19 protein-coding genes are annotated in these 21,869 nt (G+C 65.2%); 14 read left to right on the top strand and 5 right to left on the bottom strand.

Features of this window, described 5'->3' with window-relative positions:
* The first annotated feature begins 58 nt into the window (after positions 1 to 58).
* The 13 genes from CH290_RS11945 to CH290_RS30245 all read left to right on the top strand — a co-directional run bounded on the left by CH290_RS11945 (position 59) and on the right by CH290_RS30245 (position 14,060).
* On the top strand, positions 59 to 1,312 hold the full coding sequence (locus tag CH290_RS11945; RefSeq protein ID WP_019666367.1) for a bifunctional 3,4-dihydroxy-2-butanone-4-phosphate synthase/GTP cyclohydrolase II: 1,254 nt from the start codon (positions 59 to 61) through the stop codon (positions 1,310 to 1,312).
* A complete protein-coding gene (gene ribH / locus CH290_RS11940) occupies positions 1,309 to 1,806 on the top strand; it encodes a 6,7-dimethyl-8-ribityllumazine synthase (protein ID WP_020110118.1) in 498 nt (165 codons plus the stop codon). Before CH290_RS11945 ends, ribH begins: the two co-directional genes overlap by 4 nt.
* Positions 1,803 to 2,258 carry a PH domain-containing protein gene (locus tag CH290_RS11935; protein ID WP_019666365.1) on the top strand — a complete coding sequence of 152 codons (456 nt, stop codon included), beginning with the start codon at positions 1,803 to 1,805 and terminating at the stop codon, positions 2,256 to 2,258. The genes ribH and CH290_RS11935 overlap by 4 nt, the downstream gene beginning before the upstream one ends.
* A gap of 41 nt (positions 2,259 to 2,299) precedes the next feature.
* Entirely contained in the window at positions 2,300 to 4,426 is a 2,127-nt protein-coding gene (uvrC, locus tag CH290_RS11930) for an excinuclease ABC subunit UvrC (protein ID WP_080733959.1), read from the top strand.
* Positions 4,427 to 4,482: 56 nt separating this feature from the next.
* Positions 4,483 to 5,409: an RNase adapter RapZ gene (gene rapZ / locus CH290_RS11925; protein ID WP_371828079.1), complete on the top strand. Its 927-nt coding sequence runs from the start codon at positions 4,483 to 4,485 to the stop codon at positions 5,407 to 5,409.
* Complete coding sequence (locus CH290_RS11920) at positions 5,406 to 6,404, top strand: gluconeogenesis factor YvcK family protein (RefSeq protein WP_019666362.1); 999 nt, start codon at positions 5,406 to 5,408, stop codon at positions 6,402 to 6,404. Before rapZ ends, CH290_RS11920 begins: the two co-directional genes overlap by 4 nt.
* The gene (gene whiA / locus CH290_RS11915; protein ID WP_019666361.1) at positions 6,395 to 7,378 is read left to right on the top strand and encodes a DNA-binding protein WhiA; all 984 of its coding nucleotides are present in this window, start codon (positions 6,395 to 6,397) and stop codon (positions 7,376 to 7,378) included. The genes CH290_RS11920 and whiA overlap by 10 nt, the downstream gene beginning before the upstream one ends.
* Positions 7,379 to 7,535: 157 nt before the next feature.
* The gene (gene gap / locus CH290_RS11910) at positions 7,536 to 8,555 is read left to right on the top strand and encodes a type I glyceraldehyde-3-phosphate dehydrogenase (RefSeq protein WP_019666360.1); all 1,020 of its coding nucleotides are present in this window, start codon (positions 7,536 to 7,538) and stop codon (positions 8,553 to 8,555) included.
* A 4-nt stretch (positions 8,556 to 8,559) separates the two neighbouring features.
* The gene (locus CH290_RS11905; protein WP_019666359.1) at positions 8,560 to 9,771 is read left to right on the top strand and encodes a phosphoglycerate kinase; all 1,212 of its coding nucleotides are present in this window, start codon (positions 8,560 to 8,562) and stop codon (positions 9,769 to 9,771) included.
* A 3-nt stretch (positions 9,772 to 9,774) separates the two neighbouring features.
* Positions 9,775 to 10,560 (top strand): triose-phosphate isomerase, encoded by a 786-nt coding sequence (gene tpiA, locus CH290_RS11900; RefSeq protein ID WP_019666358.1) that lies wholly within the window; start codon positions 9,775 to 9,777, stop codon positions 10,558 to 10,560.
* Positions 10,561 to 10,687: 127 nt separating this feature from the next.
* The gene (gene secG, locus CH290_RS11895; RefSeq protein WP_019666357.1) at positions 10,688 to 10,921 is read left to right on the top strand and encodes a preprotein translocase subunit SecG; all 234 of its coding nucleotides are present in this window, start codon (positions 10,688 to 10,690) and stop codon (positions 10,919 to 10,921) included.
* A gap of 90 nt (positions 10,922 to 11,011) precedes the next feature.
* Positions 11,012 to 13,843: a phosphoenolpyruvate carboxylase gene (gene ppc, locus CH290_RS11890; RefSeq protein ID WP_033189693.1), complete on the top strand. Its 2,832-nt coding sequence runs from the start codon at positions 11,012 to 11,014 to the stop codon at positions 13,841 to 13,843.
* Positions 13,844 to 13,907: 64 nt separating this feature from the next.
* Positions 13,908 to 14,060: a hypothetical protein gene (locus CH290_RS30245; protein WP_020110115.1), complete on the top strand. Its 153-nt coding sequence runs from the start codon at positions 13,908 to 13,910 to the stop codon at positions 14,058 to 14,060.
* Between the two features lie 45 nt (positions 14,061 to 14,105).
* Here the strand turns inward: CH290_RS30245 and pgl are convergent, their stop codons facing one another.
* Genes pgl through tkt form a run of 5 tightly spaced genes read right to left on the bottom strand, consistent with a single transcriptional unit; the run spans position 14,106 to position 20,540 of the window.
* Positions 14,106 to 14,855: a 6-phosphogluconolactonase gene (gene pgl, locus CH290_RS11885; RefSeq protein ID WP_019666354.1), complete on the bottom strand. Its 750-nt coding sequence runs from the start codon at positions 14,853 to 14,855 to the stop codon at positions 14,106 to 14,108.
* Complete coding sequence (gene opcA / locus CH290_RS11880) at positions 14,848 to 15,756, bottom strand: glucose-6-phosphate dehydrogenase assembly protein OpcA (protein WP_026348006.1); 909 nt, start codon at positions 15,754 to 15,756, stop codon at positions 14,848 to 14,850. The genes pgl and opcA overlap by 8 nt, the downstream gene beginning before the upstream one ends.
* Entirely contained in the window at positions 15,753 to 17,309 is a 1,557-nt protein-coding gene (zwf, locus tag CH290_RS11875; protein WP_019666352.1) for a glucose-6-phosphate dehydrogenase, read from the bottom strand. The genes opcA and zwf overlap by 4 nt, the downstream gene beginning before the upstream one ends.
* Positions 17,310 to 17,312: 3 nt before the next feature.
* The gene (tal, locus tag CH290_RS11870) at positions 17,313 to 18,437 is read right to left on the bottom strand and encodes a transaldolase (RefSeq protein WP_019666351.1); all 1,125 of its coding nucleotides are present in this window, start codon (positions 18,435 to 18,437) and stop codon (positions 17,313 to 17,315) included.
* Between the two features lie 3 nt (positions 18,438 to 18,440).
* Entirely contained in the window at positions 18,441 to 20,540 is a 2,100-nt protein-coding gene (gene tkt, locus CH290_RS11865) for a transketolase (RefSeq protein ID WP_019666350.1), read from the bottom strand.
* A gap of 293 nt (positions 20,541 to 20,833) precedes the next feature.
* Here tkt and CH290_RS11860 point away from each other — a divergent pair, with 293 nt between their 5' ends.
* Positions 20,834 to 21,865 (top strand): heme o synthase, encoded by a 1,032-nt coding sequence (locus CH290_RS11860; protein WP_020110113.1) that lies wholly within the window; start codon positions 20,834 to 20,836, stop codon positions 21,863 to 21,865.
* Positions 21,866 to 21,869 lie beyond the last annotated feature (4 nt).

Here is a 21,869-nt window from a genome sequence, read left to right as displayed (position 1 = left end):
CGAAGTATTCATGCCTGAATTCGTCTGGGGTGTGAACAAGACGTATGGAGCGTAGGACGTGACAAGGTTCGACAGTATCGAGCGCGCGGTTGCGGACATCGCCGCAGGTAAAGCTGTGGTCGTGGTCGACGACGAGGATCGCGAGAACGAGGGCGACCTCATCTTCGCGGCCGAGAAGGCGACGCCGGAACTCGTCGCGTTCATGGTGCGGTACACCTCGGGGTACCTCTGTGTACCGCTGTCCGGTGACGATTGCGACCGCCTGGGTCTTCCTCCCATGTACGCGACCAACCAGGACAAGCACGGCACGGCCTACACGGTGACGGTCGACGCCCGGGAGGGCATCGGGACCGGAATCTCGGCCTCGGACAGGGCTGCGACCATGCGGCTGCTGGCGGATCCGACGACGGGCGCGGGCGATTTCACCCGGCCGGGACACGTGGTTCCGCTTCGCGCGAAGGACGGCGGAGTCCTGCGTCGACCGGGTCACACCGAAGCGGCCGTCGACTTGGCACGAATGGCCGATCTGCGGCCTGCGGGAGTCATCTGCGAGATCGTCAGCCAGAAGGACGAAGGCTCGATGGCGCAGACCGACGAGTTGCGGGTCTTCGCGGACGACCACGACCTCGCACTCATCTCCATCGCCGATCTCATCGCGTGGCGCCGCAAGCACGAGAAGCACGTCGTGCGCGTCGCGGATGCTCGGATTCCCACCGCTCACGGCACTTTCCGCGCCGTCGGATACCAGAGCGTCTACGACGAGGTGGAGCACGTCGCCCTGGTGTGCGGAGATATCGCCGGACCGGACGGTGACGGCAGCGACGTCCTGGTCCGTGTGCACTCGGAGTGCCTGACCGGCGACGTCTTCGGTTCGCTGCGGTGTGACTGCGGTCCTCAGCTCGATGCTGCGCTCGACATGATCGCCACCGAGGGCCGAGGCGTCGTGCTGTACATGCGAGGGCACGAAGGCCGCGGTATCGGACTGTTGCACAAGTTGCAGGCGTACCAGCTGCAGGACGCAGGTTCGGACACCGTCGACGCAAACCTTCAGCTCGGACTTCCAGCCGATTCGCGGGACTACGGAATCGGTGCTCAGATTCTGGTGGATCTCGGCATCTCCTCGATGCGCCTGCTGACGAACAATCCAGCCAAGCGAGTCGGTCTCGACGGATACGGACTGCACGTCACCGAGCGCGTCCCGATGCCGCTGCGGGCGAACGCGGAGAACCTGACCTACCTACGCACCAAGCGCGACCGCATGGGCCATGACCTGGCCGGACTCGACGAATACGAGAAGGGGCAGCATTCATGAGCGGGGAAGGCGAACCACAACTACAACTCGAGGGCGCAGGTGATCTGAAGGTCGCCATCGTTGCCGGTCAGTGGCATCGCACCATCTCCGAGGCTCTGCTCGACGGCGCACGCAAGAAGGTCGAGGAAGCCGGTGTCACCGAGGTCACCGTCGTTCGAGTGGCGGGGGCGATCGAGCTTCCGGTCGTCGCGCAGACCTTGGCCCGTGACCACGACGCGGTGATTGCTCTCGGCGTGGTGATCAGAGGCGGAACACCGCATTTCGAGTACGTGTGCGACGCCGTCACGGCCGGTCTGACGCGGGTGTCGCTCGACGAGAGCACTCCCGTGACCAACGGAGTGTTGACGACGGACGACGAGCAGCAGGCTCTCGATCGGTCCGGGCTTCCCGGGTCGAAGGAGGACAAGGGCGGGCAGGCCGCTGCGGCGGCGATCGACACCGCGCTGACCCTGAAGCATCTGCGGCAACCGTGGACGAACCAGGAATTTCGATGACGGAGAACGCAGGCTGGGATCTCGAGGTCCGGTCCAAGAAGTCCGCGCGCTACGCGATTGCTGCCGCTGTTCTGCTGGTGGTGGCACACACCACCGTGGCGATCCTGCTGCGGATCTCGCCCACCGGGGTGTACTTCCGCACTGCCGATCAGCTGGCGTTGGCCGGCATCGGTGTGTTGTTGGCCGGTATCGCACTGTTGTTGACGCGCCCACGCGTGCGGGTCGGCAAGAAGGGCGTTGCGGTCAGGAACATCCTGTCCGAGCGTCTGATCGAATGGGACCTCGTTCGCGGTCTGTCCTTCCCCGACGGGGCGATGTGGGCGCGGGTGGACATCCCGGACGACGAGTTCATTCCGGTGATGGCCATCCAGTCGAACGATCGGGATCACGCGGTCGCCGCGGTCCGGTCCTTCCGCAGCCTGGAAGCGAAGTATGCGGGCTCGGACCGCTAGCTCGCCGAAGCCGGTCGGTGGCTGCGGCTAACCTGGACACCGTGTCCGACCCAGCTACATATCGCCCGGCAACCGGAACCATCCCGGTGGAGCCCGGCGTGTACAAATTTCGTGATCCTCACGGACGCGTGATCTACGTGGGCAAGGCCAAAAGCCTTCGAAGCCGCCTCAATTCGTACTTCGCGGACGTCGCGTCCCTGCACCCGCGCACTCGCCAGATGGTCACCACGGCGGCATCCGTCGAATGGACCGTGGTGACGACCGAGGTCGAGGCGCTGCAGCTCGAGTACAACTGGATCAAGGAGTTCGATCCTCGATTCAACGTTCGGTACCGCGACGACAAGAGCTACCCGATGCTTGCGGTCACGATGAACGAGGAGTATCCGCGTCTGTTCGTCTACCGCGGACCCAGGCGCAAGGGCGTCCGATACTTCGGTCCCTACGCACACGCGTGGGCAATTCGCGAGACTCTCGATCTGTTGTTGCGTGTGTTCCCGGCCCGTACCTGTTCGGCAGGAGTTCTCAAACGGCACAAGCAGATCGGTCGCCCGTGTCTGCTCGGCTACATCGACAAGTGTTCCGCGCCGTGCACCGGACGCGTGTCGGCCGACGAGCACCGACGCACCGTCGAGGACTTCTGTGACTTCCTGTCCGGCAAGACGGACAAGCTGGTTCGGCAGCTGGAGAAGAAGATGCAGGACGCGTCGGAGAATCTGGACTTCGAATCCGCTGCTCGACTCCGCGACGACGTGGGCGCCTTGAAGCGGGCACTGGAGAAGCAGGCTGTGGTGCTCGGTGACGGAACCGACGCCGACCTGGTGGCCTTCGCGACCGATCCGCTGGAGGCTGCGGTGCAGGTCTTCCACGTACGCGGCGGCCGAGTCCGCGGACAGCGCGGATGGGTCGTGGAGAAGGCGGGTGAGGTCATCGAGACGGTGGCCGACGATCAGTCCGACCTTCCGGCTCTGGTCGAGCAGTTCCTCACCCAGTTCTACGGCCAGGAAGCAGCGTTGTCCTCGCGCACTCCCGGCGTCGACGACGCGGGAGCCAACGCGGTCCCGAAGGAAGTGCTGGTCCCGGTCCTACCGGGCAACGCGGACGAGGTGCAGCAGTGGCTGAGCGAGCTGCGCGGATCGAACGTGCAGCTGAGGGTTCCGCAGCGAGGAGACAAGAAGGCGCTCGCGGAAACCGTCGAACGAAACGCGAAAGAAGCTCTGCAACAGCACAAGTTGAAGCGAGCCGGTGACTTCACATCGAGATCCGCCGCGCTGCAGGGTATTCAGGAGGCGCTGGATCTGGATTCCGCGCCGCTGCGCATCGAGTGCATCGATATCTCGCACGTTCAGGGCACCGATGTCGTCGCGTCGCTCGTCGTCTTCGAGGACGGGTTGCCGCGCAAGAGCGATTACCGGCACTACGCGATCAAGGAAGCCGCAGGAGACGGGCATTCCGACGACGTCGCGAGCATCGCCGAGGTCACCCGCCGACGATTCCTGCGCCACAGCTCCGATGCCTCGGGCAACGAATCCGGGGGCGACCTGTCGCCGGAGGCCGCGTTGGATCCGCAGACCGGGCGTCCGCGACGGTTCGCGTATCCGCCCAACCTGTTCGTCGTCGACGGCGGAGCACCGCAGGTCGCTGCCGCGTCCGAGGTACTCGACGAGTTGGGTGTGACCGACGTCGCAGTGGTCGGCCTGGCGAAGCGTCTGGAGGAAGTGTGGGTTCCCGGCGAATCCGATCCGGTGATCCTTCCTCGAACCAGCGAGTCGCTGTACCTGCTCCAGCGGGTTCGGGACGAAGCGCACCGGTTCGCCATCACGTTCCACCGCAGCAAGCGGTCCAGAAGGATGACCGCGTCGGCGCTCGATTCGGTGAAGGGTCTCGGCGAGACCAGACGGACGGCGCTGGTGACGCACTTCGGCTCCGTCGCGAAACTCAAACAGGCGACGGTGGAGGACATCGTCGAGGTCCCGGGAATCGGAGCCACCACCGCCAAGGCAGTCCTGGACGCACTGGGGGCAGGTGACGCCGACGCCGGCGTCACCGCGACGGGGGCAGCCGCAGGCGAAGGGTCGTCGGCCGAGGTCGAGGGCGATATGTCGGCATCGACGGCGCCGGTGGGGGAAGATCGGCAGGAGACGACTTCGACAGGGCAGGTTGTGACGTGAGCGAACCGGATGTTCGGCAGGACGACGACGTTCACGAAGCGGACCCGGTTGGAGACGTGGACGCACGACCGGACGCGATTCCAGCCACCGCAGTTCGAGCGACCGCAGTTCATGCTATCGAGGTTGCGCTCGTGACCGGTCTGTCCGGTGCGGGTCTGCGCACGGCCGCGAAGGTGCTCGAGGACCTGGGGTGGTATGTGGCGGACAACCTGCCACCCGAGTTGATCTCGAAGATGATCGACGTGGCGCTCGCCTCGGAACCTCCGCTCGAACGCCTCGCACTGGTGATGGACGTCCGCAGCCGACTGTTCACCGGTGATCTCGGATGGGTCGTTCGTGAACTGAACTCGCGGGGCATACGGAACCGAGTCCTGTTCCTGGAGGCCGCGGATGCGGTGCTGATCCAACGGTTCGAATCCAACCGCCGAAGCCACCCACTACAGAACGACGGCCAGGACGGCACCCTGTCCGAGGGGATTCACGCCGAACGTGCCCGGCTCGCCGAGGTGAAATCCGTCGCGGACGTCGTCGTGGACACGACATCGCTGTCGGTGCATCAACTACGTCGCCGAGTGGAGGCGTCGTTCGGAGGAACCGACATCGCGGTGATCGGTGTGACCGTCCAGTCCTTCGGCTTCAAATACGGTCTGCCGATCGATTCCGATCTGGTGTGCGACGTGAGATTTCTGCCGAATCCGCACTGGGTTCCCGAGTTGCGAGAACATACTGGCAAAGAGCCTGCAGTGCGTGATTACGTCCTGGGTCAAGACGGTGCCCAGGACTACCTGCAGACCTTTCGGCACTTGTTGCACTTGACCGTCGACGGGTATCGCAGGGAGGGCAAGAGCTACATGACCGTCGCGGTCGGGTGTACGGGTGGCAAGCATCGAAGTGTGGCAATGACAGAAGCGCTGGCAGACATGCTGGCGCGAGAGAAAGACTTGTCGGTGCGGGTGCTGCACCGAGACGCGGGCCGCGAATGAGCGACATGAAAGTCGTCGCCCTCGGCGGTGGACACGGTCTGTACGCAACGCTCAGCGCGGCACGCAGGCTCGCATCGCACGTGACAGCAATCGTCACCGTCGCGGACGACGGTGGGTCCTCGGGCCGGCTCCGCGCGGAGCTCGGGATGGTCCCGCCGGGCGACCTCCGTATGGCGCTGGCAGCGCTGTCGTCGGAGGAACAACGCACGCGCATGTGGGCGGACGTCATGCAGCATCGGTTCGGTGGATCGGGTGCGCTCGCGGGCCATTCCGTCGGGAACCTGATCCTCGCGGGCCTGACGGAGGTTCTCGGTGACACGGTGCTCGCGTTGGACGAAGCAGCGCGCCTGCTCGGAATCGAGGGCCGCGTCGTGCCGATGGCACCGATCCCGCTGGACATCGAGGCCGACGTCTCGGGCTTGGAGGACGATCCAAGGGTGTCGCGCGTCATCCGCGGACAGGTCGCCGTCGCGACGACACCGGGCAAGGTCAGGCGCGTACGACTCCTACCGTCGGATCCGCCCGCGACGCCCGAAGCGGTTCGCGCCATCGACGAGGCCGATCTGGTCGTACTCGGACCGGGGTCGTGGTTCTCGAGTGTGATTCCCCACGTACTCGTCCCGGATCTGCTGGCCGCATTGGCACGGTCGTCCGCGGTCAAGGTGCTCGTACTCAATCTGGCACCGGAATTGGGGGAGACGACCGGATTCTCCGCCGAGCGGCACCTGCACGTACTGTCCCAGCACGCACCGGATTTCAGGGTCGACCACATCGTCGTCGACTCCGCGTTCGTCCCGGCCGGTGGCGAACGCGAGCATCTCGCCCGAGCGGCAGCACGGTTGGGAGCCGACGTCGTCTACGTGGACGTCGCGGAACCGGGCACCCACGCACATCATTTCGGAAAGTTGGCTGCGGCTCTCGGTAGCATCGTCTCCTCGCAGGAGAACGACGCGTCCGACGGGCCGCGCAGAGAGGGGATCACTTCGTGGCCATGACAGCTGAGGTGAAGGACGAGCTGAGCAGGCTCGCTGTCACCCAGGTGAGCTGCAGGAGGGCCGAAGTGTCGGCGCTGCTGCGTTTCGCCGGCGGGCTTCACATCGTTGCCGGACGAGTAGTCGTCGAGGCGGAAGTCGACCTCGGTTCGACAGCACGCCGACTGCGCCGCGAGATCCTGGACCTCTACGGGTACACGTCCGACGTCCACGTTCTCAGCGCCGGTGGTCTGAGGAAGAGCTCGCGGTACGTCGTCCGAGTGGCCAAGGACGGCGAGGCACTCGCCCGCCAGACCGGACTTCTCGACATGCGTGGACGTCCCGTCCGAGGGCTGCCCGCTCAGGTGGTCGGCGGCACGGTCGGTGACGCCGAAGCAGCGTGGCGCGGGGCGTTCCTGGCTCACGGTTCTCTGACGGAGCCGGGTAGGTCCTCGGCACTCGAGATCAGCTGCCCCGGTCCCGAGGCCGCACTGGCACTGGTCGGTGCAGCTCGCCGCCTCGGCGTCGTCGCCAAGGCACGGGAAGTGCGAGGCACCGACCGAGTCGTCGTGCGGGACGGAGAAGCCATCGGCGCGCTGCTCACACGCATGGGAGCGCAGGACACCAGGCTCGTCTGGGAAGAACGGCGCATGCGTCGTGAGGTGCGTGCTACCGCCAACCGGCTGGCCAACTTCGACGACGCCAACCTGCGCCGGTCGGCGAGAGCCGCCGTGGCCGCGGCGGCGCGGGTCGAACGTGCGCTGCAGATTCTCGGCGAAGACGTGCCGGATCATCTGGCTGCGGCCGGGTCGCTGCGCGTCCAGCATCGACAGGCATCGCTCGAAGAACTCGGCCAACTCGCGGACCCACCGATGACCAAGGATGCGGTCGCCGGACGTATCCGCAGGTTGCTGTCCATGGCTGATCGAAAGGCGAAGGACACCGGCATTCCGGACACCGAGTCCGCCGTCACCGCCGAGTTGCTCGACGAGGCCTGAGGCACCGGCGAGAGCCGACGACGCGACTGCTCGGATAACTGCAGGTGGAGGGTGATGCGCGCGCGAATGCAGTGCGCACACTAGGGTGGAAAACGCACGTAGGGACTTGCCCCATGCGCGAAATACGACAATCGGTTCAACAACTTAGGAGCGAACAGTGACGATCCGGGTAGGCGTGAACGGCTTCGGCCGCATCGGACGTAACTTCTTCAGGGCAGTCGATGCGCAGAAAGCTCTGGGCACCACCGACATCGAGATCGTGGCTGTCAACGACCTCACCGACAACGCATCCCTGGCGCACCTGTTGAAGTACGACTCGATCCTGGGCCGTCTGCCGCACGACGTCAGCCTCGAAGGCGACGACACCATCGTCGTCGGCGATCAGAAGATCAAGGCGTTGTCGCTGCGCGAGGGACCGTCGGCTCTCCCGTGGGGTGACCTGGGCGTCGACGTCGTAGTCGAGTCCACGGGTATCTTCACCGACGCCTCGAAGGCCAAGGGCCACCTCGACGCAGGCGCCAAGAAGGTCATCATCTCCGCACCTGCCAAGGGTGAGGACATCACGATCGTCATGGGCGTCAACGACGACAAGTACGACGGCAGCCAGAACATCATCTCCAACGCGTCGTGCACCACCAACTGCCTCGGCCCCATTGCCAAGGTCCTCGACGACGAGTTCGGCATCGTCAAGGGGCTCATGACCACGGTGCACGCGTACACGCAGGACCAGAACCTGCAGGACGGCCCGCACAGCGACCTGCGTCGCGCACGCGCAGCGGCCCTCAACGTCGTCCCCACCGGCACCGGCGCGGCAAAGGCCATCGGCCTGGTGCTCCCGCAGCTTCTCGGCAAGCTCGACGGATACGCACTGCGGGTGCCGATCCCGACCGGCTCGGTCACCGACCTCACGGCGAACCTGAAGAAGTCGGCATCCGTCGACGAGATCAACGCCGCCATGAAGGCAGCAGCGGAAGGCCCGCTGAAGGGCATCCTGAAGTACAGCACCGACCCGATCGTGTCCTCGGACATCGTCACCGACCCGCACTCGTCGATCTTCGACGCACCGCTGACCAAGGTCATCGACGACCAGGTCAAGATCGTGTCCTGGTACGACAACGAGTGGGGCTACTCCAACCGCCTGGCCGACCTCATCGGTCTCGTCGGAAAGTCCCTCTGATCACATGGCAGTCAAGACTCTGCAGGACCTGATCGACGCCGGCGTGTCGGGTCGCCCGGTTCTGGTGCGCTCGGACTTCAACGTGCCGATCGAGAACGGTGTCATCACCGATCCCGGTCGCATCGTCGCATCGCTTCCGACGTTGAACGCACTGCTCGACGCCGGTGCGAAGCTCATCGTCACCGCACACCTCGGCCGGCCGGACGGCAAGCCCGAGGCGAAGTACTCGCTCGCGCCGGTGGCGTCGAAGCTCGGGGAACTGCTCGGTCGCCACGTTCAGTTGGCGGGCGACGTCGTCGGCCAGGATGCTCAGGCTCGTGCCGAAGGGCTGACCGACGGCGACGTACTGCTGCTGGAGAACATCCGGTTCGATCCGCGTGAGACCAGCAAGGACGAGGCCGAGCGTGCTCAGCTGGCAGCCGAGTTGGTCGCGCTCACCGACGGTGAGGGTGCTTTCGTGTCCGACGGCTTCGGCGTCGTGCACCGCAAGCAGGCTTCGGTGTACGACGTGGCGAAGCTGCTTCCGTCGTACGCAGGTGGTCTGGTGGCCACCGAGGTCGACGTGCTGGCCAAGTTGACGGAGGATCCGGCACGCCCGTACGCGGTCGTGCTCGGCGGGTCGAAGGTCTCGGACAAGTTGGGTGTCATCGAGGCGCTCGCACCCAAGGTCGACACTTTGGTCATCGGCGGCGGCATGGCGTTCACTTTCCTTGCCGCACAGGGCTACTCGGTCGGTTCTTCGCTTCTGCAGGAAGACCAGATCGACGTCTGCAAGGACCTGCTCGAGCGGTTCGGCGATGTCATCCACCTGCCGGTCGACATCGTCGTGGGTGACTCGTTCTCGAAGGACGCCGAAGCCAAGACCGTTGCCGCATCCGAGATCCCGGACGGTTGGATGGGACTGGACATCGGGCCGGAGTCCGTCAGCCGATTCACCGTCGTGCTCGCGAACGCGAAGACGATCTTCTGGAACGGCCCGGCCGGTGTCTTCGAGTTCGAGAAGTTCTCCGCAGGAACGCGGGGCATCGCCGAGGCAATCGTCGGTGCCACCGAGAAGGGCGCGTTCAGCGTCGTCGGCGGCGGGGACTCCGCAGCCGCCGTCCGTGCACTGGGACTGTCCGACGACGGCTTCTCGCACATCTCGACCGGAGGCGGTGCATCTCTCGAATACCTCGAGGGCAAGCAGCTTCCCGGCATCGCAGCGCTGGAGGGATGAACCATGGCACGTAAGCCGCTCATCGCAGGCAACTGGAAAATGAATCTGAACCACCTCGAGGCGATCTCGCTGGTGCAGAAGATCGCGTTCTCGCTGCCCGCGAAGTACTTCGACAAGGTGGACGTGACGGTCATTCCGCCGTTCACGGACATCCGCAGTGTGCAGACGCTCATCGAGGGCGACAAGCTCCTGCTCACCTACGGCGCGCAGGACGTCTCCGCACAGGAGTCCGGCGCATACACCGGTGAGATCAGTGGGTCGATGCTCGCGAAGCTCGGTTGCACGTTCGCTGTCGTCGGGCACTCCGAGCGTCGAACCCTGCACAGCGAGGACGACGCCGCGGTCGCAGCCAAGACCAAGGCTGCACTGAAGCACGGACTCACACCGATCGTGTGCATCGGTGAGGGCCTCAACATCCGTGAGGCTGGCGAGCACGTCTCGTACAACATCACGCAGCTTCGTGGTTCGCTGGCCGGGTTGTCGGCCGAGGACATCGCGAAGGTCGTGGTCGCCTACGAGCCGGTGTGGGCGATCGGCACCGGTCGAGTGGCCAGTGCCGCGGACGCGCAGGAAGTGTGCTCGGCAATCCGCGAGGAGCTGAAGACGCTCGCCTCCGCAGAGGTGGCGGCGGGCGTGCGGGTCCTCTACGGCGGCTCCGTCAACGCGAAGAACGTGGGCGAGATCGTCGGCCAGCCCGACGTCGACGGTGCGCTCGTCGGTGGAGCCTCCCTCAAGGCGGACGAGTTCGCCACATTGTCGGCAATCGCCGCGGGTGGCCCTCTGCCCTGATCGCAGCAGCTGGTCGAGCCGTACATCGGACATTGCCGTGTCACCGCCACCGAGGCGGTGACACGGCAATGTGCGTCGTGCAGGTAGGCTGTCACGGGTTGTGAGCTGAGACTATTGTGAGGCGGACATGGAACTGTTCCTGGATATTTTGCTGGTGGTCACCAGTTTGGCGCTGATTCTTCTGGTGCTGCTGCACCGGGGCAAGGGTGGCGGCCTGTCCAGTCTGTTCGGCGGCGGTGTCCAGTCGTCTCTGTCGAGCTCGACGGTCGTGGAGAAGAACCTGGATCGGTTGACCATCTTCACCGGCGTCGTGTGGCTGATCGCAATCCTCGGAATCGGCCTGGAGATCAAGTTCTCCTGATCGGATTTGTCCTTACATATCATGTGTCGGTGCCGGGCCCGAACAGGACCTCGGGCTGCATGACACCGGTGGGTGCACGATAATCGGGGGATGAGCGAAACCCCTTTGGAGTCGTCAGGATCTCCCGCCTTCGTCACACCCACGACGCAAGGTCGTGAGTTGACCGAGCCGCTGCGGGAAGACATTCGATACCTCGGTGGAATTCTCGGTGACATCATCCGCGAGCACGAAGGACCCGCCGTGTTCGACCTCGTCGAACGTGCCCGCGTCGAATCCTTCGCCGTCCGCCGCTCGGAGGGCGAGCGCGACGATTCACTCGGGATCTACGCAGATCTCGACGTGTCGCAGGCAGTTCCGCTCATTCGTGCGTTCAGTCATTTCTCGCTGCTGGCCAACCTCGCCGAGGACCTGCACCGCGAGCGCCGTCGCGCAATTCACCTCGATCGCGAGGATCCGCCTCAGGACAGCAGCCTCGACGCGACGTGGATCAAACTCGATTCCGCCGACCTCACCCAGCAACAGGTGGCCGACGCGCTGACCGATGCACTGGTGGCCCCGGTCATCACTGCGCATCCGACGGAAACGCGTCGACGGACGGTGTTCGATGTTCAATCCAGGATCACCGAGCTCATGCGACGGCGCGAGGTTGCCTCGTCCGCGGCGGCGAACAAGGCGTCGAGTGCCGCCAAAGAGCTTGCTGCGGTGGACATTCAGATCCGTCGCCAGGTTCTGACGTTGTGGGAGACGGCCTTGATCAGGTTGTCACGGCTCCGAATTCAGGACGAGATCGAGGTGGGCCTCCGCTACTTCGAGACGTCACTGTTCGACGTCATTCCGGCGCTCAACGCGGACGTCCGTGCGGCCCTTCGGCAGAGGTGGCCGTCGAGCGACCTGCTGCCGCAGCCCATTCTTCGTCCCGGTTCGTGGATCGGCGGAGACCGCGACGGTAATCCGAACGTCACGGCCGAGGTCGTGCACACCGCGACCCATCAGGCCGGGTACACCGCGTTCGCTCATTACCTGGACGAGCTCGTCGCGCTCGAGAAAGAACTGTCGATGTCCGTGCGTCTCGTCGCGGTCAGCGACGAACTGCTGACGTTGGCGGCAGAAGCAGGCGATCCCGCCGACAACCGCAACGACGAGCCGTATCGCGTTGCGGTGCGCGGGATCCGAGCACGCCTGACGGCCACCGCCGCCCGGGTTCTCGACTCCGTTCCCGTCGCCGGACTCGACGTCGGATCCACCCCGTATGCCGCGCCCCAGGACGTATTGAACGATCTCGACACGATCGACCGGGCGCTGCGCGCCGACGGTGATGCGCTCATCGCCGACGATCGTCTGCTGGCGCTGCGTCAGGCCGTCGAGACGTTCGGATTCCACCTGCAGGCTCTGGACATGCGCCAGAACTCGGAGACGCACGAGGAAGTCGTCGCCGAACTCCTGTCCTGGGCCGGCGTGCACCCCGATTACGCCTCGCTCGACGAGAACGAGCGGGTGGCTCTTCTGTCCCGCGAGCTGACCACTCGTCGTCCCCTCGTGGGTCCGACAGCTCAGCTGAGCGAGCTCGCGACCAAGGAGCTCGGTATCGTGCGCGCCGCGAAGGTGGCCATCGATCACCTCGGGCCCGACACGATCCAGAACTACATCATCAGCATGTGCCAGTCGGTGAGCGACATGCTCGAGGCAGCCCTGTTGCTGAAGGAGGCCGGGATCTTCGACCCCGGCACCGACGGATCCGCCCCGACGTCGACGGTGGGCGTCGTGCCCCTGTTCGAGACCATCGAGGACCTGCAGCAGGGTGCGGCCACGCTCGTGGCCACCCTCGACGTTCCGGTCTACCGGGCTCTCGTCGCGGGCCGCGGGATGAACCAGGAAGTGATGCTCGGTTACTCGGACTCGAACAAGGACGGCGGATACCTCGCCGCCAACTGGGCGTTGTACCGCGCCGAACTGGATCTGCTCGAGGCGTCGCGGAAGACCGGAATTCGGTTGCGGCTGTTCCACGGTCGTGGCGGCACCGTCGGTCGCGGCGGCGGTCCGAGCTACGACGCCATCCTCGCGCAGCCTCCGGGCGTCGTGCAGGGGTCGCTGCGTCTGACCGAGCAGGGCGAGATCATCGCCGCCAAGTACGCCGAGCCGTCCATGGCGCGCCGCAACCTCGAATCGCTGGTGGCGGGCACGCTCGAATCGACCCTCCTCGACGTGGAGGGTCTGGGCGACGGCGCCGAGCCCGCCTACGAGGTGCTCGACGACCTGGCGGCGAAAGCCCGCGCTGCGTACGGCCGATTGGTGCACGAGGAGCCCGGATTCGTGGAGTACTTCCGCATGTCCACGCCGGTTGCCGAGGTGGGGGAGCTGAACATCGGAAGCCGCCCCGCGTCACGCAAGCCGACCAATTCGGTGTACGACCTGCGCGCGATCCCATGGGTGATGTCCTGGAGCCAGTGCCGCGTGATGCTTCCCGGCTGGTACGGAACGGGTACGGCGTTCGAGGAATGGGTCGGCGGCGACGACGACAAGCTGGCGGTGCTGACGGACCTGTACCGGAAGTGGCCGTTCTTCCAGACTGTGCTGTCGAACCTCGCGCAGGTCATGGCCAAATCGGATCTGGGGATCGCTGCCCACTACTCCGAACTCGTCCCGGACGTGGAACTGCGCACCAGGATCTTCGGAATGATCGAAGCAGAGCATGCGAAGACCATCGAGATGTACCTGTCCATCACCGGACACTCGAGGTTGCTCGAGGACAATCCGGCCCTGGAACGGTCGGTCCACAACCGGTTCCCGTACCTCGAGCCCCTCAATCAGATGCAGGTCGAGATGCTGCGCCGCTACCGCGCCGGTGACGAGGAAGAGCGCGTCAAACGCGGCATCCTGCTGACGATGAACGGTTTGGCGACTGCTCTGCGCAACAGCGGGTAGTCACCTGCGGTTCCGCCGTCGTCGACTCGGGAACCGTCGCCGTGCCGGCTGCGTCTGACTAGGTATGAGGCAGTGCACATCCGATGCCAAATCCTGGCGCGACGGCTCGGCGTACCGTTCTGCGCAGTCGAGGCGGCGGACACCGCCCGTGGAGAAGGACGCCGACGAGACGGCGACCACACGCGACACCGACGCCGACGGCGCCGGTACCCTGTGAAGAATCGGGTACCGGCGCCGCCTGCCAGTCGGTCGTGGCTCGAATCTAGTTGCTGTTCTCCAGCTTCGACGCCGCGCCTGCATCGAGGAACCACACGGTCGATTCGGATCCGACGGCGCCCGCCGACGGGACGTCATCGGAGTCGGCGCCGCCCACTGCAGCGGCCACCGCGTCGGCCTTGGCGTCCCCGGACACCAGGAGCCAGACGTGCTTCGCACGTCGGACAGCGGGCAACGTGAGCGTGATTCTCACCGGCGGCGGTTTCGGTGAATCCTCGACGGCCACCACGTACCGGTGCTGTTCGCGAACGGCGTCGGTGTGCGGGAACAGCGAATTGATGTGTCCCTCACCGCCCATGCCGAGGAGATGCACGTCGAATTCCGGTGTGTGCTCACCGTTCGAGCGGGCACCGAGGATCTGCGCGTACGTTGCCGCAGCCACCTCGGGATCACTGCCGTGCGGCCCGTCCGACGCCGCCATGCGAAACACGCGGTCCGGGTGCACACCCACGTGCTCGAGCAGTGCCTCCGATGCCTGCACTTCGTTGCGTTCGGGATCGCCTGCGGGAAGGAACCGTTCGTCGCCGAAGTAGATGTCGACCTGTCCCCAGTCGATGGCCCCGGAATCCGCGCGGAGGGCCTCGAGAAGCGCGACGCCGGTGCCGCCGCCGGTAAGCACGACCGATGCGACGCCGCGTTCGGCCTGAGCGGCCACGACCACGTCGACGAAGCGGGATCGAGCTGCGTCGACCAATGACTGCGCGTCGAGAAACTGCAGGACGGATTTCTTACTCATAGCTCACCTTCGACAGACCCTTCAGGGCCAGTTCGTAGATTTCGTCGGTATCGAGGCGCCTGAGCTCCTCGGCCAAGCACTCGCGGGTTCCACGTCGAGCAAGCGCGACCTCCGCGTCGGGTTGGCCGGTTCTGCGCAGCGTGGCGGTTTTTCCGGTCTGCGGGCGGGTGATGGAGATGCTGGTGGTCTCGCGATCCAGCACGACCTTCAGCTCACCCGTTCGACGATGCACCGGAACCTCCAGCTTGGCCGCGAGCCAACCGGCGAGGATGTCCAGCGCCGGCTCCTCGGCCAGACCGGACACCACCGCGGAGACGACGGATTCGTGCGGTGCCTGATCCAGTGCCGTGGCAAGAAGCCCACGCCAGTAGGTGATTCGGCTCCACGACAGGTCGGTGTCTCCGTCGGTGTAACTGGACAACCTGCTCTTGATCGCAGCCGTCGTGTCCGGTGCGTTGGTCGCATCGGTGATACGGCGAATCGCGAGGCGCCCCAGGGGATCCTGAGCAGGAACGGCAGGTGCTTCGTTGGGCCACCAGGCGACGATCGGTGTGTCCGGCAGCAGGAACGGTATGACGACGCTGTGCTCGTGATCTGCCAGTTCGCCGTTCAGGCGAAGGACGACGACCTCGGACGCTCCTGCGTCACCTCCGACACGAATCTGTGCGTCGAGGCTCGACTCCGCGGACCGGTCACCGTGGATGAGCACGATGACGCGGCACGGATGCTCCCGGGATGCCTCGTTCGCCGCAGCTATCGCGGTCTCCGCTTTCGTGGCGTCCTTGCTGACGACGATCAGCGTCAACACACGCCCGATGGTCACGGCACCGCCGGACTCCCGGAGCGAGACCAGTTGCTTTCCCACCTCGGCTGTCGTCGTCGAGGGAATGTCGACAATCACGGCCTTCTCCATTCGCGTCCGGTACGTTGCATCATCTCGTCGGCGGTCGCCGGACCCCAGGTGCCTGCCTCGTACGGTTCAGCGGTGCCGCCCGACGCCCAGAAGTCGAGGATCGGATCCAGGATCTTCCAGGACAACTCGACCTCGGCATTGACGGGGAACAGCGACGGTTCCCCGAGCAGAACGTCGAGGATGAGCCGTTCGTACGCCTCCGGCGAAGATTCGGTGAAGGCCTGGCCATAGCTGAAGTCCATGCTGACGTCGCGAACCTGCATGCTCGACCCGGGCACCTTCGAACCGAATCGCATGGTCACGCCCTCGTCGGGCTGGACCCTGATCACGAGCGCATTCTGACCGAGCTCCTCGGTCATGGTGGCGTCGAACGGCAGGTGTGGCGCACGTTTGAACACCATGGCGATCTCGGTGACCCTGCGGCCCAGAGCCTTTCCGGTCCGCAGATAGAACGGAACTCCGCCCCAGCGTCTCGTGTCGACCTCGAGTGTGATGGCGGCGTAGGTTTCGGTGCTCGACTCGGGGTCGAATCCCTCTTCCTCCTTGAGCCCCTTGACCTTCTGGCTGCCCTGCCACCCGGCTGCGTACTGACCCCTGGCGGTGGTCTCGGCGAACGGTTCGGCGGGTTTGGTGGCGGAGAGAACCTTGATCTTCTCCGATTGCAGCTCGGACGGGCTGAAGCTGACCGGCTCTTCCATCGCCGTGATCGCCAGCAACTGCAGCAAATGGTTCTGGATGACGTCCCGGGCCGCGCCGATACCGTCGTAATACCCCGCGCGACCGCCCAATCCGATGTCCTCGGCCATCGTGATCTGCACGTGGTCGACGTAGTGGGCGTTCCAGATGGGATCGAACAACTGGTTCGCGAAGCGCAGAGCCAGAATGTTCTGGACGGTTTCCTTGCCCAGGTAGTGATCGATGCGGAAGACGGTGTCCTCGGGGAACACTCGGTTCACGACAGCGTTGAGTTCCTTGGCGCTGTCCAGATCGTGACCGAAAGGCTTCTCGATGACGACTCGGCGCCACTTGCCTTCCTCACGCTGGGCGAGTCCGGAGCGAGAGAGCTGTTCCAGAACGACAGGGAAGGCGCCGGGGGGAATCGACAGGTAGAAGGCGTGATTGCCACCCGTGCCACGAGTTTCGTCGAGTTCGGCGAGCGTGGTCGACAGGGTGTCGAACGCTGCGTCGTCGTCGAACGATCCCTGAACGAAGCGGAATCCCTCGGCGAGGGTGTTCCACACCTCCTCGCTGAACGGCGTACGGGCGTGATCGCGGACCGCGTCGTGCACGATCTGCGCGAAGTCCTCGTTCTCCCAATCACGCCGCGCGAAACCGACGAGGGCGAAACCGGGGGGCAGGAGCCCCCGGTTCGCCAGGTCGTACACCGCAGGCATGAGCTTCTTACGGGCGAGGTCGCCGGTGACACCGAAGATCACGAGGCTGCAGGGACCCGCGATCCGTGGAAGACGCTTGTCACGTGGATCGCGAAGTGGATTGTGCCACTCCGCGGAATCCTTCTGATCGGTTTCTGCGGTGGCCACGTCTCAGCTCTTCTGGCCTGCTTGACGCAGCTGCTCGCCGGTGGCCTCGAGCAGCTCGCTCCAGGACGCCTCGAACTTCTGCACGCCCTCGTTCTCGAGGGTGAGGAACACGTCCGTCACGTCGATTCCGATCGCGGACAGCCGGTCGAAGACTTCCTGCGATTCGGGACCCTTGCCGGAGATGGTGTCTCCCGATACCTCACCGTGGTCGGCGACGGCGTCCAGAGTCTTCTCCGGCATCGTGTTGACGGTGTTGGGGGAGACCAGGTCGGTCACGTACAGCGTGTCGGGGTAGGCGGTGTTCTTGACCCCGGTGGATGCCCACAGTGGCCGCTGCGGACGAGCTCCCGAGCCTGCGAGCTCGTGGAAGCGAGGCCCGACCTCGAACGCTTGCTGGTAGGCGACGTACGCCAGGCGAGCATTGGCGAGCGCAGCCTTGCCCTTGAGCGCCTCGGCGTCGGGCGTGCCGATCTTGTCCAGCCGGGCGTCGATCTCCGTGTCGACGCGCGAGACGAAGAACGACGCCACGGAATGGATCTTCGACAGGTCGTGGCCGGCTGCACGTGCAGCTTCCAAGCCCTCCAGGTACGCGCCGATGACGGCCTCGTAGCGTTCGACCGAGAAGATCAGCGTGACGTTCACGCTGATGCCCTCGCCGATGACCTTGGCAATGGCCGGAATGCCTGCCTCGGTCGCGGGGATCTTGATCAGGACGTTGGGTCGGTCGACGATCTTCCACAGCTCGACGGCCTGCGCGATCGTCTTTTCGGTGTCGTGGGCCAGACGCGGATCGACCTCGATCGACACGCGTCCGTCGACGCCTGCCGAGGACTCGTAGATCGGAGCGAAGATGTCGCAGGCGTTGCGCACGTCGTCGGTGGTGACGGTGCGAATCGTCGCGTCGACGTCCGCTCCGCGCTCGGCGAGCTCGGTGACCTGGGCGTCGTAGGCGTCGCCCTTGCTCAGTGCCGCCTGGAAGATCGACGGATTGGTGGTGACGCCGACGACACTCTTGCTGTCGATGAGCTCCTGCAGGTTGCCGGAGGTGATGCGGTCACGGGACAGATCGTCGAGCCAGACGGATACGCCTGCTGCGGACAGATCTGCGAGGTTCTTGTTCTGGGTCATGGGTTATCCCTTCACGTTGGTGATGGAGCGCTGCGCGGCGGCGACCACTGCGTCGGCCGTGAATCCGTACTCGCGGAAAAGGGTCTTGGCGTCGGCGGATTCTCCGTAATGCTCGAGCGAGATGATCTCGCCGAAGCCGCCGACGATCGGGTACCACGGCATCGCGATGCCCGCTTCGATGGAGACGCGAGCCTTGACCGTGGGCGGAAGAACCTGGTCGCGGTAGTTCTGGTCCTGGCTGTTGAACCACTCGACACACGGCATTGACACGACCCGTGCGGCGATTCCCTGTGCTTCCAGCGTCTTCTGTGCCTCGACTGCGTACTGGAGCTCGGAACCCGTTCCGATCAGGATCACGTCCGGAGCAGCCTTCGACGACTCGACGAGGACGTAGCCGCCCTTCGAGACCCCCTCGTAGCTGGTGCCCTCGAGGACCGGGATGCCCTGACGGGTCAGTGCCAGGCCGACGGGTCCGCTGCTGCTGGAACGCGCGAGCGTCGACTGCCAGGCGTACGCCGTCTCGTTGGCATCGCCCGGACGGACGACGGACAGGTTGGGGATGGCGCGCAGTGCGGCGAGGTGCTCGACGGGCTGATGCGTCGGGCCGTCCTCGCCGAGGCCGATGGAATCGTGCGTCCAGACGTAGATCGGGTCGATGTCCATCAGCGACGCGAGCCGGACTGCGGGGCGCATGTAGTCACTGAACTGCATGAACGTTCCGCCGTACGCCCGGGTCGGCCCGTGCATGACGATGCCGGACAGGATCGAGCCCATCGCGTGCTCACGGATTCCGAAGTGCAGAGTCCGTCCGTAGGGCTCGGCATCCCAGTCGTCGGTGGAGATGGACGTGGGCCCGAAGGACTTCGCGCCCTTGATGGTGGTGTTGTTGCTGCCGGCGAGGTCGGCGGATCCGCCCCACAGTTCGGGAAGAACGGGTCCGACGGCACTCAGAACTTCGCCGGACGCGGCGCGGGTCGCGATCGCCTTGCTGCCGGGCTCCCACGTCGGCAGGACGTCGGTCCAGCCCTCGGGGAGATCGCCCGCGGTCAGTCGATCCAGCAACTTCTTGCGCTCGGGCTCACGCGCAGCCCACGCGTCGAATTCCGTGTTCCATTCCGCGTGCGCCTTGCGGCCGCGCTCCTGCAGTCCGCGCGTGTGGGCGATGACCTCGTCGGTGACCTCGAACTTCTTTTCCGGGTCGAAGTCGAGTGCCTTCTTGACCTTGGCGATTTCCTCGTCGCCGAGGGCTGCACCGTGAACTGCGCCGGTGTTCATCATCGTCGGCGCCGGGAACCCGATGATGGTCCGCAGCACGATGATCGACGGCTTGTCGGTCACGGCCTTCGCGGCCTCGATGGCTTCCTCGATGGCCGTGACGTTCTCACCGCCCTCGACGACCTGCACGTGCCAGCCGTATGCCTCGTAGCGTGCGGCGGTGTTCTCCGACAAGGCGATGTCGGTGGCGTGCTCGATCGAGATCTTGTTGTCGTCGTAGAACAGGATGAGGTTGCCGAGCTGCTGCGTGCCGGCGAGCGAGGACGCCTCCGACGTCACACCTTCCTCGATGTCGCCGTCGGATGCGATGACGTAGATGAAGTGGTCGAACGGGCTCGTCCCGAGCGCGGGCTCGGGATCGAACAGTCCGCGCTCGCGACGCGAGGCCATGGCCATGCCGACCGCGGAGGCCAAGCCCTGGCCGAGAGGTCCGGTGGTGATCTCCACACCGTCGGTGTGGCGGAACTCCGGGTGGCCCGGAGTCTTGGACTTGAACGTGCGCAACGACTCGATGTCGACCAGTTCGAGACCGAAGCCACCCAAGTACAGCTGCAGGTACAGCGTCAGGCTCGAGTGCCCGCAGGAGAGAACGAATCGGTCGCGCCCGATCCAGTGCGTGTCGTTCGGGTCGTGACGCATGGTCCGCTGGAAGAGGGTGTAGGCCAGGGGCGCGAGACTCATCGCGGTGCCGGGGTGGCCGTTGCCGACCTTCTGCACTGCGTCGGCAGCGAGGACTCTGACAGTGTCGACCGCCCTGGTGTCCAGGTCCGTCCAGTCGCTGGGGTGGTGCGCTGTGGTGAGGACGTCAATATCGTCTGTGATCGACACGAGCAGAGATCTCCTGACATTGGTACGAGTGAGGCAGAACGCGCTCGATCTGGCGCAGATCGAACACGTCGACCACCAGCCTAGTTCCGTCCGGGTCGGCTGTCGTGCCTTCCCCCCGGTCGAGCCCGGGCTGTGTCGTCACAGGGCTCCGTCTCTTCACTTTGGGTGCCCTGAGAATTGGAGTGCAGGTGGTTCACGTCTACCATCGCTTGTAGTAGTGCGCTCGCCTCAGGTTTCTGTGCCGGTGTGCGTGCTGCTCGTTCATGAGTGTCGAGCCCGTGCAAGGAGACGTAGTGCGAATTGGGCAGCAGCCGGGCGGCCACGGATTCGCAGGCGGCCCCAGCCATCCCGAGCACGACGGATCCGCTGGTGGACCCGAGGACGGGCATCGGGCCGGTGCAGCCGAACCGCCGAAGTCGGCTCCTCGGCGGGCGCTTGCGCTCGTCATGGCATACGTCGCGCTCACCAAGCCGCGTGTGATCGAACTTCTGCTCGTCACGACGATCCCGGCGATGCTTCTCGCAGATCGAGGCCAGGTGCAGCCCGGTCTGATCCTGACTACGTTGTTCGGTGGAATGCTCGCCGCCGCGTCGGCCAACTGCCTGAACATGGTCGCCGACGCCGATATCGACAAAGTGATGGCCCGCACGGCCAAACGCCCGCTCGCACGCGGCGCGATGCCGGTGTCGCACGCGTTCGTGTTCGGTGTCACCCTGGGTGTCGTCTCGTTCTTCTGGTTGTGGTTCACGACCAACCTGCTGAGCGGCATCCTTGCGGTCGTCACCATCTGCTTCTACATCTTCGTCTACACCCTCGTCCTCAAGCGCCGTACGTCACAGAACGTCGTCTGGGGCGGCGCTGCAGGCTGCATGCCCGTGATGATCGGCTGGTCCGCCGTCACCGGGACAATCGGCTGGCAAGCAGTCGTCATGTTCCTGGTCATCTTCCTGTGGACTCCGCCACACACCTGGGCCCTCATGCTCCGGTACAAGGAGGACTATCAGGCGGCCAACGTCCCGATGCTTCCTGCCGTGGCATCGGAAACCAAGGTGACCAAGCACATCGTCCTGTACGCGTGGGCCACTGTCGGCGCGACGTTCGCTCTGGCGCCCGGTTCGGGAGTCATCTACGCGGCGGTGGCCCTGGCGTCGGGCATCTGGTTCCTCGTCGTGGCGCACCGGCTGTATGCCGGAGTACGCGCAGGCACTCCGGTCAAGCCGTTGAAGTTGTTCATTCTGTCCAACGAGTACCTGGCGTTGGTGTTCTGCGGCCTGGCCGTGGACTCGGTCGTCGGGTGGGACACCCTGAGCCAGCTCCTGTCCTGATCCG

Origin of the sequence: Rhodococcus sp. 06-156-4, from assembly GCF_002259345.1 — a bacterium.
Lineage (GTDB): Bacteria > Actinomycetota > Actinomycetes > Mycobacteriales > Mycobacteriaceae > Rhodococcoides > Rhodococcoides fascians_E.
The sequence above is the reverse complement of the archived record's forward strand: the minus strand, read 5'-3'. Positions and strand labels throughout refer to the sequence as shown.

Bases quoted from the DNA above. Each gene is read 5' to 3' on its own strand.
- CH290_RS11920 (WP_019666362.1), top strand. From the start codon at position 5,406: ATGAGCGACATGAAAGTCGTCGCCCTCGGCGGTGGACACGGTCTGTAC.
- secG (WP_019666357.1), top strand. From the start codon at position 10,688: ATGGAACTGTTCCTGGATATTTTGCTGGTGGTCACCAGTTTGGCGCTG.
- CH290_RS11905 (WP_019666359.1), top strand. From the start codon at position 8,560: ATGGCAGTCAAGACTCTGCAGGACCTGATCGACGCCGGCGTGTCGGGT.
- ribH (WP_020110118.1), top strand. From the start codon at position 1,309: ATGAGCGGGGAAGGCGAACCACAACTACAACTCGAGGGCGCAGGTGAT.
- ppc (WP_033189693.1), top strand. From the start codon at position 11,012: ATGAGCGAAACCCCTTTGGAGTCGTCAGGATCTCCCGCCTTCGTCACA.
- tpiA (WP_019666358.1), top strand. From the start codon at position 9,775: ATGGCACGTAAGCCGCTCATCGCAGGCAACTGGAAAATGAATCTGAAC.
- CH290_RS11935 (WP_019666365.1), top strand. From the start codon at position 1,803: ATGACGGAGAACGCAGGCTGGGATCTCGAGGTCCGGTCCAAGAAGTCC.
- tal (WP_019666351.1), bottom strand. From the start codon at position 18,437: ATGACCCAGAACAAGAACCTCGCAGATCTGTCCGCAGCAGGCGTATCC.
- pgl (WP_019666354.1), bottom strand. From the start codon at position 14,855: ATGAGTAAGAAATCCGTCCTGCAGTTTCTCGACGCGCAGTCATTGGTC.
- CH290_RS30245 (WP_020110115.1), top strand. From the start codon at position 13,908: ATGAGGCAGTGCACATCCGATGCCAAATCCTGGCGCGACGGCTCGGCG.